This is a genomic window from Exiguobacterium sp. 9-2 (genome assembly GCF_036287235.1).
Lineage (GTDB): Bacteria > Bacillota > Bacilli > Exiguobacteriales > Exiguobacteriaceae > Exiguobacterium_A.
The window spans coordinates 2,583,964-2,599,836 of the sequence record NZ_CP142850.1; the positions used below are offsets into that span (position 1 = coordinate 2,583,964).

11 protein-coding genes and 1 riboswitch are annotated in these 15,873 nt (G+C 47.8%); of the genes, 7 read left to right on the forward strand and 4 right to left on the reverse strand.

The features are described from left to right. The first annotated feature begins 46 nt into the window (after positions 1 to 46). The 4 genes from VJ374_RS13535 (at position 47) to VJ374_RS13550 (ending at position 3,997) form a co-directional block, all read left to right on the forward strand. Positions 47 to 1,234 (forward strand): aminotransferase class I/II-fold pyridoxal phosphate-dependent enzyme, encoded by a 1,188-nt coding sequence (locus tag VJ374_RS13535; RefSeq protein WP_329469153.1) that lies wholly within the window; start codon positions 47 to 49, stop codon positions 1,232 to 1,234. A 62-nt stretch (positions 1,235 to 1,296) separates the two neighbouring features. Continuing rightward, positions 1,297 to 1,401: riboswitch (SAM riboswitch) on the forward strand. Between the two features lie 84 nt (positions 1,402 to 1,485). Then, positions 1,486 to 2,499 (forward strand): methionine ABC transporter ATP-binding protein, encoded by a 1,014-nt coding sequence (locus tag VJ374_RS13540; RefSeq protein WP_329469154.1) that lies wholly within the window; start codon positions 1,486 to 1,488, stop codon positions 2,497 to 2,499. Next, positions 2,489 to 3,154 (forward strand): methionine ABC transporter permease, encoded by a 666-nt coding sequence (locus VJ374_RS13545; RefSeq protein ID WP_056063199.1) that lies wholly within the window; start codon positions 2,489 to 2,491, stop codon positions 3,152 to 3,154. The genes VJ374_RS13540 and VJ374_RS13545 overlap by 11 nt, the downstream gene beginning before the upstream one ends. A 27-nt stretch (positions 3,155 to 3,181) precedes the next feature. Beyond that, positions 3,182 to 3,997, forward strand: a complete 816-nt coding sequence (locus VJ374_RS13550; protein ID WP_056063203.1) for a MetQ/NlpA family ABC transporter substrate-binding protein — start codon at positions 3,182 to 3,184, stop codon at positions 3,995 to 3,997. 60 nt (positions 3,998 to 4,057) lie between these two features. On the opposite strand, the gene VJ374_RS13555 is transcribed toward VJ374_RS13550, so the two are convergent. Continuing rightward, complete coding sequence (locus VJ374_RS13555; RefSeq protein ID WP_329469158.1) at positions 4,058 to 4,555, reverse strand: GNAT family N-acetyltransferase; 498 nt, start codon at positions 4,553 to 4,555, stop codon at positions 4,058 to 4,060. A gap of 88 nt (positions 4,556 to 4,643) precedes the next feature. Then, positions 4,644 to 5,522, reverse strand: coding sequence for a CAP domain-containing protein (locus tag VJ374_RS13560; protein WP_329469159.1), 879 nt, complete (start codon positions 5,520 to 5,522; stop codon positions 4,644 to 4,646). Between the two features lie 350 nt (positions 5,523 to 5,872). Here VJ374_RS13560 and VJ374_RS13565 point away from each other — a divergent pair, with 350 nt between their 5' ends. Next, the gene (locus tag VJ374_RS13565) at positions 5,873 to 6,229 is read left to right on the forward strand and encodes a hypothetical protein (protein WP_329469161.1); all 357 of its coding nucleotides are present in this window, start codon (positions 5,873 to 5,875) and stop codon (positions 6,227 to 6,229) included. 17 nt (positions 6,230 to 6,246) lie between these two features. Here the strand turns inward: VJ374_RS13565 and VJ374_RS13570 are convergent, their stop codons facing one another. Both VJ374_RS13570 and VJ374_RS13575 read right to left on the reverse strand, forming a co-directional pair. Beyond that, entirely contained in the window at positions 6,247 to 8,997 is a 2,751-nt protein-coding gene (locus tag VJ374_RS13570; RefSeq protein WP_329469162.1) for an FN3 associated domain-containing protein, read from the reverse strand. A 129-nt stretch (positions 8,998 to 9,126) separates the two neighbouring features. Further along, positions 9,127 to 9,306, reverse strand: coding sequence for a DUF2188 domain-containing protein (locus tag VJ374_RS13575; protein WP_035410333.1), 180 nt, complete (start codon positions 9,304 to 9,306; stop codon positions 9,127 to 9,129). Between the two features lie 600 nt (positions 9,307 to 9,906). On the opposite strand from VJ374_RS13575, the gene VJ374_RS13580 reads away from it, so the two are divergent. Together VJ374_RS13580 and VJ374_RS13585 are read left to right on the forward strand one after the other, a co-directional pair. Then, positions 9,907 to 11,937, forward strand: a complete 2,031-nt coding sequence (locus tag VJ374_RS13580) for a thioredoxin domain-containing protein (protein WP_329469165.1) — start codon at positions 9,907 to 9,909, stop codon at positions 11,935 to 11,937. Between the two features lie 201 nt (positions 11,938 to 12,138). Beyond that, the gene (locus tag VJ374_RS13585; protein ID WP_329469167.1) at positions 12,139 to 15,726 is read left to right on the forward strand and encodes an SH3 domain-containing protein; all 3,588 of its coding nucleotides are present in this window, start codon (positions 12,139 to 12,141) and stop codon (positions 15,724 to 15,726) included. Positions 15,727 to 15,873: the final 147 nt, after the last annotated feature.

The following is a 15,873-nucleotide window of genomic DNA, read 5'->3' on the forward strand; positions in this document are numbered from 1 at the left end:
ATATTCGTTATCCTTGACGACAATACTACGAAGGAGGCACACATCCATGAAACATTTCGCTCCATCCATCGCCATCGATCGGCTTCCTGCTCCCGTTTTCGCTGAACTTGCGAACCGGATCGGCGCTGTGAAAGCTGCCGGACATGATGTCATCACCCTTGGTCAAGGAACACCCGATCAAACGACGCCCGTACATATTCTCGACGCCTTGAAACAGGCGATCGATGAGCCAACAAACCTTCAATATCCACCATTTCGTGGACATGATTTTCTAAAGCAAGCCGTCGCGAGCTTTTATACGAACGAATTCGGCGTCACGATCGATCCGGCAACCGAGGTCGCAATTCTTCTCGGTAGTAAAGCCGGAATCGTCGCCTTACCACAAACGATCGTCAATCCTGGAGAAGGTGTCATCGTCCCGGATCCGGGGTACCCGGATTACCTGTCTGGAGCAGCACTTGCTGGTGCTTATCCGATTACGCTTCCACTGCTTGAGAAAAATAACTTCCTGCCGGATTACGATTTACTTGATACGACAGATGTCGAGCGCGCCCGGATGTTGTTCCTCAATTACCCGAGTAATCCGACAGGTGCGACAGCGACAGCAGAAGCCTTCGAACAGACAGTTGCCTTCGCGGATGCCCATGATATTTGTGTCGTCCATGATTTAGCCTACGGTGGCATCAGCTTTGATGGTCCCACACGAAGCTTCTTGCAGACAGAAGGGGCGAAAGATGTCGGAATCGAGTTGTTCTCACTCTCGAAACGCTTCAACATGTCTGGCTTCCGAATCGCTTTCGCGATCGGAAATCCGTCCGTCATCTCAAGCATCGAGACGTATCAGGAACATCTCTACGTCAGTGCCTTCACACCGATCCAACATGCAGCGACCGTTGCCCTGACGAGTGACCAAACATGTGTCCGTGAGTTAAGTAGCTTATATGAAACACGACGCGATGCATTGTTTACGAAACTCGATGCAATCGGTTGGAGCGGACCACGACCGGGCGGTTCCTTCTTCGTCTGGCTCCCCGTGCCGGAAGGATACACGTCCCAAAGCTTCACGGATCATCTGCTTGACGAAGCACACGTCGCCGTGACCCCTGGATCATTCTTTGGTGAATACGGCGAAGGATACGTGCGGATCAGCTTAATTGCTGACGTCGAACGACTAGAGGAGGCCGTCGACCGAATCGGAACGCTCAACCTGTTCCGGACACCTGTTGCGGAATAATTCTGAAAAAACATTTGACAGATGGGAATCATTTCCGTTAAAGTAAATCCCAACAGCATAACTACTTATCGAGAGCGACCGAGGGATTAGGCCCAACGACGTCCGGCAACCACCTATCAGGAACGGTGCCACATCCTACAGAATGGATTCATTCTGAGAGATAAGTTACGAAATCTTACACTTTCGTCGCTTTTTTCTGGTTGCTCTGCTACTAGGAAAAAGCGACTTTTTTTGTATGAGGAGATGAGCAGATGATTGAATTCAAACAGATTACGAAACGGTTCGTCCGAGACCGGACTCCAATTTTTGCATTACGAGATGTCGATTTGACGATTCAAAAAGGAGAAATCTTTGGGATCATCGGTGAATCCGGTGCCGGTAAGAGTACGTTGCTTCGTCTGATCAACGGTCTCGAGCATCCGACACAAGGAACGGTCAAGGTCGACGGTGTCTCACTCGGCGGGATGTCAAAAGCAGATTTGCGTCAACTTCGTTTGCGGACAGGAATGATCTTTCAGCATTTCCAATTGATCCAGTCGCGTAATGTCGCAGATAACATTGCTTTCGCACTGAAGGCTGCTGGCGTCAAACGAGCAGATTTTCCAGAACGGATCCGTGAACTCGTCTCACTCGTCGGACTCGAAGGATTCGAAACGAACTTCCCGAGTCAGTTGAGCGGTGGACAGAAACAGCGCGTTGGGATTGCCCGGGCACTCGCGAATGATCCAACCGTCTTGTTATGTGACGAAGCGACCTCTGCCCTTGATCCGGTCACGACGCTGCAGATTTTGGATTTGTTGAAAGATTTGAATGAACGACTCGGATTGACGATCGTCCTCATCACGCACGAGATCGATGTCGTCAAACAAATTTGCCATCGTGTCGCGGTCATGTCGCAAGGGGAAGTCGTCGAAGTCGCCTCTACATACGATTTGTTCAGTCAAGCCAAACATCCGGTGACACAACATTACGTCGACACGGCACTCCAGATCGAGCTACCGGAACGCATCTTGCAAGCGACACCGGGAAAGATCATCCGCCTGCAGTTCACGGGCGAGAAGACCGGTGAAAGTACGTTGTCGGAAGCCATCCGTCGATACGATATCTCGGTCAGCATCCTGCACGGAAAAGTCGATTACATCCAAGACGTCGCTTTTGGTGTCTTAATCGTCAGCTTGACGGGATCCTCCGATCAAATCTCACCTGCCCTCGACTGGCTTGCGGCGGAACTTCATACACTCGAGGTGATTCAGGATGTGGCTTGATCGTATACAAACGATGTTACCCGAGTTGTTGAAGGCACTTGGTGAGACGGCGTGGATGGTTGGCATTTCACTTGCCTTCGCATTGGTCGTCGGGATTCCACTCGGGATTCTCCTGTTCGTCACCGACCGCGGTTTATTCTTTCAAAACATTGCCATCCGACGTGTCCTTGACTTCGTCGTCAACATCGTCCGGTCCTTGCCGTTCATCATCTTGCTTGTTGCCCTCATTCCATTAACGAAGTTCTTGCTTGATAATACGATTGGTCCGACGGCAGCATCCGTCAGCCTCAGTGTCGCAGCGATTCCGTTTCTCGCGCGCCTCGTCGAAACATCACTCCGTGAAATTCCACCTGGTTTGATTGAAGCAGCGGAAGCGTGCGGAGCGAAACCATTACGGATCATCGTCAGTGTCCTCTTACCGGAAGCACTCCCTGGCATCATTCAGGGCATCACATTAACGACGATCAGTTTGATCGGCTTCTCGGCGATGGCTGGTATCGTCGGCGGCGGAGGTGTCGGTGACCTCGCGATCCGTTTCGGTTACTATCGCTACGATAATCTCATCATGATCGTGACGATCGTTGTCCTCATCGTCATCGTCCAGAGCATTCAAGCACTCGGCAATCAACTAGCGCGAAAAACAGACAAGCGCTAATCATACATATAAAGGGAGAGTTGAATCATGAAAAAACGATATGCCTTTTTAGCGACAGCCTTACTCGGTGCAGGAATCCTCGCAGGATGTGGAGACAGCAGCGCTGATGAAAAAGACAAGACGATCAAGATTGGGGCGACAAGCGGTCCTTATAGCGACATGGTCAAACAAGCGATTCAACCGCAACTCGAAAAGAAAGGCTATAAAGTCGAAATCGTCGAATTCAGCGATTATATCCAACCAAACATCGCACTCGGTAGTGGCAATATCGATGCTAACTTATTCCAACACTCGATTTACCTGAAGACGTTCTCTAAAGAAAAGAAGCTCGACCTTAAAGGACTCATCACTGTCCCGACGGCACCGATGGGACTGTATAGTAAAACGGCGAAGACACTTGACGACGTCAAGACAGGCGCTGAAGTCGCGACACCGAACGATCCAACGAACCAGGCACGCGCGCTGAACCTCTTGGCAGAACAAGGCTGGATCGAACTGAAGCCAGATGTCGATCCACTGACCGTCTCAGAGAAAGATATCGTCAAAAATCCGAAGAAACTCGTCATCAAGCCGCTTGAAGCAGCGCAACTGCCACGTGCCATCGAAAGCGTTGATGTCTCAGCAGTTCCAGGAAACTTCGCGCTTGCTGCAAAATTCGATTTACTCGATGCGTTAGCACTTGAGACAATGGACGAGCAATACCGGAACCTCATTGCTGTCCAAACGAAAGATGCAGACTCACAAGTCGCAAAAGACCTGAAGACAGCTGTCGAATCCGATGCATTCAACACAGTCATCGAAAAATCATTCAAAGGTTTCAGCAAACCAAATTGGGCAAACTGATTTTAAAAACGACCGGAATTCAAAAGAGATCATCTCTCATTGAATTTCGGTCGTTTTGTGTTAGAACCGATACCACATGAGTTCTTCATCATGATAGGTACTATCGATTTTCAACGCCCGCGGTTCAATCGCGTACGATTCGAAGCCAAGCGACCGATACAAGGCTTTAGCAGCTTCATTCGTCCGAACGACCGAGAGATGAACCTGCTCGATCCAAGGACGTTCCTCTAATGCCCGTAATGCCTCTTGTACCAATTGCTGTCCGACCTGCTGTTTTCTGATGCTTGGAGTGACGTACATCGCAAATAAATTGGCTCGATGTCGCATCTTGTCTAGCTCGGAGCAGACAACGGTGACGACCCCAACGAGTTGCGCTTTATGAAAGGCACCGAACGTCGCTGCCTGTTCGCTCTGAAAACGTGCAGCATACTGGTCGACCGGTCGATCTTTTTCCGCTTCATAATCGGAGCCGAACGCTTCCGGATGATTCTGTAATGCTTCTAATCGCAATGCTTTATAGAGTACTGCATCTTCTGGATTCAATCGACGGATTTCCAATCGCCCCACCTCCTGCCTTTAGTATAAAACAAACAATCTCATGAAAAAGAGAACGACATCGTGAAATGTCATCCTCTTTTTTACATACTTAAGGTGTTCGGAAATTGATCGTGAAGTACGGTGCGTTGTCTCGGAATGCCACACCGACATCAGCTTGCTTGTACTCTTTTTTCAAAATATTTTCTCGGTGTCCTTGTGAATTCATTAGACCCCAATGCGCGGCAAAGACGTTCGGATACCCCATCGAGAGATTTTCGCCAGCATAGCTGAACATGATTCCCCCGCGTTTCATCCGGTCGAACGGATCACGACCTTGTGGATCCGTATGCGAGAAGAAATTATGTTTCGCCATGTTTTCGCTATGACCACGGGTGACCGGCTTCAATGCTGTGTACGGTGCTAACGGATTCAACTTATAGTCAGCGCGTTCCCAGTTCATCAAGCGAAGCATCAATTTCTCATCCGTCGTCCGTAGCGCATTTGACGACGTACCGTAGAAGCCTTTTTTCTTCGCTTCGACGTCTTTCGGAATCGCAAGTGTCGCTTTGACTTTATTGCCGTCATGTTGATCGAAAAAGTACGTCACATAGTTGCCTTTCTTCTCATAAACGGCGGCATGGTCCAGATTCAGCATGTAGTTTGTGTTGCCTTTACGATAGGATTTCACTGCGGTCCAACCCTTTTTCTTCAAAGAGGATTCCGTATCCTTATTCAATACTGCACCTTGTGTCGTCACACCGTTTTTGAAACGATATTTTCCGTAGTCCTTACCATCCTTCGTTAAGGCGACGAATTCTTCCGTTGAAGTCCGTCTGACTTCCCAGTCATATCCGGGATACTCACTGCTATATCGATCAATCAGCTTGCCGCCACTTTTCGGGTAATCGGCTTCTGCCTGTTCCATTGGAATGTTTTCGTAGCCGAAAAAGGCTACCGCTGCTACTCCGATGATCAACCATTTTTTCATGTCGTCGTTTCGCCTCCTTTAATCTCATTACCTTTATTTTAAAAGAAATTGTTTCCCCCGAACAGTCATTGGCTCTCATTTGTCTAAATCACATCTTCTGTCCACAAACCTGACACATTTCATGAGAACGCTCTTCCTTTAGTGAAATGCTTTCTTTTAAACGATTCTTGAAAACATTTAGTACAGAGACTAAAGTATATTCCCCTTTTCTTAAAATGTGTGAACATTCTTTTATTTCATTCTCAGCGAATTTTGGTTGCTCTCCGAATCTTGACTCGGTATCATTAAAATTCGTAAGCCAAACTTTCAATGCATTTCTAAATAACATAATGATATGAAGGAGCTGACCTATGGTTTTACTGTATTTCATTTATGAATCCATTGCCTTTTTACCCATTCAACAATACTTATTCTCCGGCTGGATGATCCTTGTCGCCTTGACTGTATCCTTTAGCTTAGCCAATGCCCACGAAGATGTTCGTCTCAATCAACGACTTGGATTTGAAATACTCGTTCCAGGTTCCGGTATGTTGCTCTCAAAACAATTCATTCCTGGTCTCGCTATCATTCTATTATTGATCATCATTCACTTCACGTATATGTTCCGTGCCATCCTGTTACCCGTTGCCTTAATTTCCACACTCTCGATCAGTACACTCTCACTTCTTTTACTCTTTATCCCAGCACGCAAAAAAGCGGACCGCTAAGTCCGCTTTTTTTGATTTTATTGGTATTTCGTTGTTTCAGCTAGTTTGTATTTGTTCGACAATTCAAGCCAGATCGTTTTGCCTTTGATTGTCTTCACTTGAATGTATGGACGCCCTTGTGACACGCGAAGTGCGAGCAATTCACCTTGTTGATCGGCGTGTGTTTCACTGGCTTTATCCCAGTTGCGACCCAATTTACGTTCAATGAAGATATGTTTTCCTTTTTGAACAGCACGCCAGATACCGACTTCTGCCGTTCCTTTGACCGGTACTGCCGTTTGTGCACCTTGAATCGAGATGATCGCTGGATCGTGGTCACTCGCGCTACCGTCTGCTTCCATGTAATCCGAGTTGATGTTGACGATATCCGACGATGTATACGACTTCAAGTTATTCGAAATTAAGATATGGTCGAGTACTTGAGCATTTCCGTTGTAGACGTACGAGTAACGCTCAGATTTTGGAAGATCATCGACTGTGTTCCAGAGATTTTTCCCTTTCAGGATGTCTAACGTTTCTGAAAACTGGAAGTCGTTGAGGTCACCAAGAACGACGACATTCGAATCTTTGACTTCCGTCTTCAATTCAGAAACGAAGTTTTGGACGATGTTCGCAATCGCATGACGCTGGACTTCACTCTTACGAACGACCGGTTGGTTTTTACCGAAGTCAGCTCCATCGCCACCTTTTGAGTTGAAGTGGTTGACGATGACATGATATGAATCACCATTAAAGAGGAATTCCGCGACGAGCGGTTTCCGCGAACTCGCGAAGTTCGGATCCGTCGGCTGAATGCGACCCGGGTTTTTCGTCAGCTTACCATTTTCAACTGACACGGCTTCCGTCGCTCCACCTTTTTCTCCTGGTGCGAGTGATACACGCGCTGGATTGTAGAGGAACCCGACACGGATGTTTCCGCCTGGTTGCCCGCCGTCCTTTTTATCTTCTGGTGCGATGTCCGTATACGCATACCGGACACCTGTTTTTCCTTCGATCGCTGCGATCAATGTCTCAAATGATTTCGAAGCGTCGACTGTGCCGCTATCTGTTGCGCCGTCGTTATCCTGCATCTCTGTCAAACCAACGATGTCTGGTGTCTTCAGGAATGTCGCGATGCCTTCCGAGACACGATCGACTTTTCCGGCATCCGCTGTCGAAGCAAAGTTCTCGACATTGTATGAAGCGACAGTCAGGCGTGATTCACCCGTTTCGATGTTCGTCGGCTGACGTTCCGCTTCGCTCGTAACGAGTTTCGGAAGGTCTGCTACTTTTGCGAGTACTTTGTAAGCCGAATAGTTGTAGCTCATGACACCCTCAATCGTTCCATCGAATGTGTCTCCGGCTTTCGCACGATACGATGAACTTCCCATCTCCACGAACAAGCGCTCCGGATTGACGTTGTCCTTCGTCAGAATCGGTGTGCCACGTTTCGTGTAGACCTTGTTTGCGTCTGTTTGTGTACGAACTGGGATCGTCCGGTTCGCTTGTGGTCCTGTGACGATCGCGTTCGGTAAAGCAACACGCATGCCTTCTAAGCTTTCGTATAAATCAATCGCATCTTCTTCCGGGTCAAACTGAGTGAAGGAATCGTTATCGACGACTTGAGTCGGAATCAAGACGCCTTTATCACCAAGGACGATGCTCGCTGGTAACCCTTCGTTGAGCGCACCCTTTACGAGATTGACCGTACTGATTTCCGTAACGGCTAGATCCGTATCGAATTTATCGCTGTATCCGCCAAGGATCCATTCCTTGACGTAACCTGTCGTCGCGACCTTTTGTCCAACGGCAGCACCGTGGTTTTTCGCGTAGACGAGAATACCTTCTGATGTCCGGCTGTCGTTATCCGGATTTGGATCCTGCATGTAGAAGTTGTTCGCATCAACGACATACGTGACGACACCCGTCGTCCGGACGAGTTGATCTGCGTATGATGATGTGTGCGCGACGCCTTGGATACTGCTGATTTTAGTGATTGGTGGTGCGATGTAGTACTTGAATGTCGAGACAGCTGACGTTTTCCCGTCCTTGACAGCAACCGCTTGAATCGTCACTTCGTCATTGATCGTAATCGGTGATGTGTAAACCGGACTGTCAACAGTCGGTGTCGTACCATCAACTGTATAATGGATCGTTCCTTCACCTGACAGTGTCACTTGATCCCCACGCTCGACCTCACCGACTGGAGTAGCCGTTGGTGCAACGAGAATATCGCCGGCTTCCGTCTGATGGCTACCGAGATTCGTCAGTGTATCGACAGGAAAGCTCGTCCACTGTGATGGTTCATACGTCTTAACACCTGATGTAACACCTGATTTCCGAACAAGTGTCGTGTCTTTTGCGAAATCAACGGATGAACCGATCGGTCCGATGATATCAAGGACAACGTCGCCCTTTTTTAATGCAACCGGATCATTTCCGTTGAAGTTCAACGAACCCGTCGTCATTTGCGCTTTTGCTTTGATGTCTGCATTCGCACTTGAATTCGCGATAACGAATGTTTTACCTGGATCTACTTTCCCCGATAATGTGATTTTGGACTCAGATGGTCCACCGTTCGTGTATTGAACGAGTGTATAGTCTGCTAAATCAATGATTTGCCCCGATCCATTGTATAGCTCGATTGCCTTGTTGTTACTTGTTCCTTCTATGTATTCAGACAAGATGACGCCTTCGCCTTCTGCCCCGACAAGACCCGCTTGTGGAAGGATTCCTGCAGTCAATACTCCGGCCAATGCCCACTTTCCAAACGTACTGCCGTATTTCATGATGTGACCCCCTATTGAATTTTCTGACACTTCTTTATAATATCAGATTATATTCAAAAGAGTGTATATTTTTCGTAAAAAAAGATACCATCCTTCGTAAATGAAAGAAATGGTATCGCTTACAACATTTTATTGTTCGTCTTTGTGACTTTCGTACCATTTTTCAGCTTGTGATGTCGCAATCGGAATAGCGCGTCCCTCTTCATACCCTTCTTCTAACAAAGCGTTCGCGATCTCAATCGCTTTTTTTCGAAGCGGTGGATCAAAGTTCTTGAATGAATCCGGATAGTTGTTCTCATTCCATGGCATGTCGTCACCCCCTTCTTTCCGCTTTACCCGAAAAAAGGCATAAAAAAAACGCCTCATCAGCGTGTCGTTGTTTTTGGTTGTCATGAGAATCGAGGATTACAGGTGATCAAAACACCTGAAACGACGAAAGCCCTACCTCTCTTTCGTTGTTACGGCTCCTTGGCCGCGCCAGCTGAATCAAGCATTTTAGCAAGAATCGTGATGCGTCTGCAACGGACGCATGATACTGGGATTTTTAGAAATAGCTCGGGAATGAGCGGAAAAGTATCGATTGGAAGGTTTATCTTGCTGGGTCGACTTCTTCCCGTAGTATGAAGAAGGACAAAATAAAAGCGATGACTTATGTCTGACTCATTTGTCAGTAGCGGTCTAAAAATCCTGACCTGTCGATTTAATTGTATGATATGGATTGAAGATTCTCACATGAGTGATCATCCCCGATTCATGACTTATATTAATTTATCATACTTTCTTTTATAAAGTCAATCTTTCTTTTAGAAAATCGTTTTCCCTCGTCTTGGAATCAGAGTTGCACCTGCTACAAAAGCCGAGTATCGTGAAGAGGACTCATTACTATAGAAGAAACGAGGGAAATCCATCATGTCGAATCGACTTATCCATGAAACGAGTCCCTATCTATTGCAACATGCCCACCACCCTGTCGATTGGTACCCCTGGGGTGAGGATGCCTTCACTGCCGCGCGTGAGACTGGTAAGCCAATCTTTTTATCAATCGGGTATTCGACGTGCCACTGGTGCCATGTGCTGGCACACGAAAGTTTCGAAGATGAAGAAACGGCACGACTCTTAAATGAACGCTATATCTCGATCAAAGTCGACCGAGAAGAACGTCCCGACATCGATCATTTGTACATGACGGCTGCTCAAGTCATGAACGGACAAGGCGGCTGGCCGCTGAGCGTCTTCATGACAGCGGATCAACAGCCATTTTATATCGGCACGTATTTTCCAAAAACGCCTCAGTTCAATCGTCCGAGTTTTCGTCAAGTGACACTCCAGCTCAGCGAACAATTCCGCCGTTCACCAGAGAAAATCGCACAAGTCGGTCAGAATATGTCGCAGACGCTTCGCGACGTATTGCAGCCTGCGACGTCTACCCGTACTTGGGATGAATCGATCATTCATGACACTTTCGATCAAGCGATGCGACAATTTGATCGTCAACATGGCGGATTCGGAGAGGCGCCGAAGTTCCCGTCGCCTGCCCTGCTCCGTTTCTTGCTCGATTATTATCAGTTCGCGGAAGACGAGACGGCACTTCATATGGTCATGCGATCGCTGATCGCGATGCGTGACGGCGGGATGACGGACCAAGTCGGCTACGGTCTATTCCGCTACACGGTCGATGCCAAGTGGGAAATTCCTCATTTCGAGAAGATGCTCTATGACAATGCCTGGTTTGCGACAGTATGCATCGAAACGTATCAAGCATCGGGTCAAACTCGCTTCCGTCGCTACGCAGAAGAAGTGCTGACGTTTGTAGAACAGGAATTGACCGCACCGGACGGCACCTTTTATGCTGCACTGGATGCAGATAGCGAAGGGGGCGAAGGACATTTTTATACGTTCACGGAGCGTGAGCTGACCGACTTGCTCGGACCAAACGCGCTGTTCCCCCGCTTCTATCATGCTTCAGCATCGGGAAACTTTGAGGGACGGAACGTCTTTTACCGGACAGGACGAACACTCGAGGCATTCGCACGTTCTATTCACTTATCGCTTGCTGAAACAGCGTCGCAACTCGAACACGAGCGCCAAATTCTTCTTCGTGCGCGAAATGAACGCATGCGTCCATTCCGTGATGATAAACGGTTGACATCGTGGAATGCGATGATGATTTCGACGTTCGCTAAAGCCGGCCGTGTCCTTGGCGAACCGCATTATACGCATGTCGCAACGCGTGCCATGACGTCCCTCGAACGATTCGTTCGTACTGAACAGCATCTTGCAGTCCATTACCGCGATGGACAAGCGACCGGTCACGGTTTCCTCGATGACTATGCGTACATGATTGATGCACATCTTGAACTATTCCAGTCTACACACCATGCTCTCCATCTAAAGGAAGCTTTAGCATTTGCAGATGTGCTGCAGGACCAGTTCCAGACAGCAGATGGTTATTTTTATCTGACGTCGTCACGCTCCGACAAACTACTTGTTCGTCCACTCGATCTGTATGATGGCGTCACACCTGCCGGAAATAGCATTGCCTTGAACGCCCTTTTCACGCTCAGTCGTCTTACTGGTCGTCTCGTTTATCAAAAGAGTGCTGAACGGGCTCTCGCAACCTTAATAGAGGAAGTCGAGCAACAACCGACTGGATTCGCCTCACTTGTCAGTACCTTCACCTACCGGCAGATGGAACCGAAGGAATTGATTATCTTGCTTCCGGAAGAAGTAGCTATCCCGCTCGAAATCGAGCAACTGCAACAGTTACGCTTACCGGAAGTTGCTTTGTTGATCGGTACAAAGCGCGACCTTCTTCCGCACGTCCCACTGCTTGCGGAGTATCCAGAACCAGACGCACCAACGGCTTATCTCTGTCATGATTTTTCCTGCGAACGTCCGACGACGCGTTTAACGGAAATCCTCGCACGTCTCAATATCTAACCATATCCCCTCTTGTTTAAAAAAACAGGAGGGTTTTTCAAAAAACCAGACCCCTTTTTTCAAAATTATTCAATCTTTTGTTCATAAAAATCCGATATTGTCGATAGTAAGGATAGGCAATAGATTTTACAACTTAGACTTAGACATCCTAGAAGCCGATTCCGTCCATCCGGACGAATATCTACTAGGAGGAAAGATACTTTGAACACGACATCATTCTCGAAGACCTTGAAGGTGTTCGCAAGCTTTCTCATCGTTTTTAGCATCGTTTTGACATCTCTTCCGATGGCTGAAGCAGCAACGACGAAAGCGACGACCTACCGTCTGTCTACCGATAGTTATCTGTACGATAAGACGGCATCTTCTCGGAAACGCTTGTTGACGATCAAGACCGGAACTGTCGTTTCATCCACGTATGCTTCTGGCTCGTTCAGAAGGGTCACATATGCTGGAAAAACGGGATATGTCGCGTCGAAATACCTCACGCTGTATGAAAAGAAACAAACCGTTTCAGGACAGCGCTACCTCGTCCTCAAAAAGACACCGATCAAAAAGACAGCAGTGGATACTGCAACGACGATCGGCACGTTGAACGAAGAGGATGTGTACTACACGTCACAACGTGTGACGAATCCATATGGCGAGACATGGTACCGCGTCAAATATGACGGCAAGACAGGCTATGTCGCAGCTGGCGCAAAAGCGGTCGCGTATAAAAAGGTGACGAACACGACCTTAAAAACGATCGATGCTTACATCTTGCGTCAGTACGCTGGAACAGGTTATCCCAAAGTTCAGACCATTCCATCTGGAAAAGACGTCAAAGTCGTCGGTCGGATCGAAAAATGGGTCAGTATCCAGTACGACGGGAAGACAGGCTACATGCATCAAGATGCGTTCGCCTCTTCTGAAAAGCAAAATGTGACATTAATTCCACAAACACGGTATCAGACAAAAAGTGTGACACCACTTTACAGTCAAGCCGAGGCAAAACAAAGTCTAGCGAGTCTACCAAAAGGTACGGTCGTCACCTCGAATGCTAAGACGGCAATCTATCACCAAGTCACATATGCCGGAAAGACAGGGTATGTCTTATCCGCTACGTTGGCAGAATACACAGAAAAAACAAAGCTTCCGTCTTCACGCTTCTTGTTGACATCACCACTCGTCATCAGAACGACACCTGCTGCGAATGGAGAAGCACTTGCGACACTGAGTGCCGGAAACGTCTATTATACGAAAACACGTGTGACGAATCCGCTCGGCGAAACATGGCATCAAGTATCGAAGGAAGGTAAAATCGGATTCGTACTAGCCAATCAAGGGACAGCGATTGCATACGAAACTGAATCAAACCTCTCTTTAAAAACGACGGCATCGACGGCGATTCGTTCGTATGCTGGTCCATCGTATGCAACAGTACAAACGATTCCGAGCAATACCGTCATCAAAATTTCTGGACGGATCGGGAATTGGTACCGTGTCAGTTATAACGGTAAAACGGGATATGCCGCATCAAACACGTTTACGACACTTGCGACGAAACAAACGATTTCAGGCGCCCGCTTCGAACTGGAAAACACGGTTTCCATCAAATCTTCACCCGACGCACAAGCATCGACACTTGCAACACTGCAGAGCGGTGACATCTATTACACGACACAGCTCGTCACGTCAAAAGGACAGCAATGGCATCGTGTCAGTAAGGATGGAAAGACGGGCTACATTCCTGTCAACCAAGGCAAGAGTGTGCAGTACCAATCGGACCGGATCGTCATGCAGACGACGGCTTCGACTCCACTTCGCTCGTATGCCGGAAACACTTACGCGACCGTTAAAACGATTCCTTCTGGTACAAGCATTACTGTCACTGGAATGATCGACGACTGGTATCGTGTGACGTACAGCGGGAAGACGGGTTATATCGCTTCACGTTACGCTAAGGAAAAAGTCATGACGCAATCGATTCCTTCTTCTTATTATCGCCTTGAACGTACCGTCGAAGTGAAAGCATCGCACCATGCGACAGCAGAAACCGTCGTTCGCCTTTCTTCTGGAGACGTCTACACGACGAATCAAGTCGTCACGAATGGTCGTTCCGAGCAATGGCATCAACTGACAGTCGATGGGAAGACCGGCTACGTTCAAATCAATCAAGGTTCACCGGTCACCTATGAGAGTGTTAATAACCATCGCTATCAAGCAACGACGGATACGACACTCCAGTCGGATGCCGGTTCAGCCTATGCGACAGTGACGAAGCTGCCAAAAGCAGCCGTCGTTCAAGTAACAGGCAGTCTCGATCAGTGGTTAAAGATCAGCTACGCTGGGAAAAATGGCTATGTCTTAAAATCAACACTGACACCGTATACCGAAACGAAAAAGATCACAGGTGCACGCTTCTTGGCGAATGAATCGCTCGTCGTCAAACAAGCACCGGACGATCAAGCATCGAATGTCACGACACTCGCGTTCGGAAATGTCTATTACACTTCTGCTTTGATCACGTCGTACACGAACACGTCGTGGCATAAAGTAACGATCGACGGGAAAACGGGTTATATCCGTACCGGACAAAATACGTCATCGATCAAATATGAATCAAAGGACAAAATGTATGTACGGGCAACATCAGACGCTGCCTTACGGTCTTACGTTGGTAGCTCCTATAATGTCATCAAGACGATTCCGAAAAACCTCGTCGTTACTGTCTCCGGTCAAATCGGTGATTGGTATAAGATTTCTTATGATGGAAAAAGTGGGTACGCGTATAAGGGGGCGTTCGTGACGACTTCTTCGAAATTAAACGTCTATAACTCTGTCGCGACACCGTATACGTTCGATACCTTCATCAGCGCCCAGATGAAACTGAACCCACCACCACAAACGGATATCTATAAAGATAAATTGATGTATGTCAGTACGGGTTACGTCCGTCTCGGCGGCGCACTTGATCCAGTCAATGGAACAATTGCGACTGTCACAGCGACGACACCACTTAACATCCGCTCTGGTGCTTCGACGGCGAGTCACGTCTACGGTCAGTTCCAACCTGGTCGAATGATTCGCGTCTATCAATCAGTCAGTGGCTTCTATACGACAAAGCCACGTGTCTACACGAGTGCGACAAGTGGTTACTCAACGATCCAATGGTTGAATGCACTGGAAACGGACGTCCGTGATGTTGCCGATCCACTGAAAGTCGACCGCAACTCTTCTGCCTTCTATCAGTTCCTCGATCTCTCGAAAACGACAGGAGCATCGGCTGCGACACTTGATAAGATGTTAGCGAACGTAACAAAAGGACTCGGGATCTTCAACAAGTGTAGCAACGGTAGTTGTGGACAAGCGTTCATCGATGCTGGTCAAAAATACAGCGTCAACGAAGCTTACTTGATCTCACACGCTTTACTTGAGACAGGCAATGGACAATCGACACTCGCAATGGGTGTGACATGGAATGGACGTAAAGTCTATAACATGTACGGAATCGGTGCGTATGATTATGATGCGATCAACACCGGAGCTGCTTATGCCTATAAAATGGGCTGGTTTACACCAGAAGCGGCAATCGTCGGTGGTGCTGAATTCATCAGCACGAAGTACATCCATAATGAATACGGACAAAACACGCTCTACAAGATGCGTTGGAGTCCGATGCGTCCTGGTAGCCATCAATACGCAACAGACATGGGATGGGCCGTTAAGCAAACGTCTCGAATCTATTCACTCTATCAACAGATGGATAGCTACACAGCTGTCTTTGATATTCCAGTCTTCGCTCGTTAAGGAGACGATGAACCAACGTCTTTAAATCAATGAATGTGTTCCAACATCAAAAAAAGGAAAGACCGTTCTGGTGATCCCACCGGAACGGTCTTTCCTTTTTCATTAGTAGCGAACGAGCAGGATCATCCTCAACTCCTGCAGGAAAAG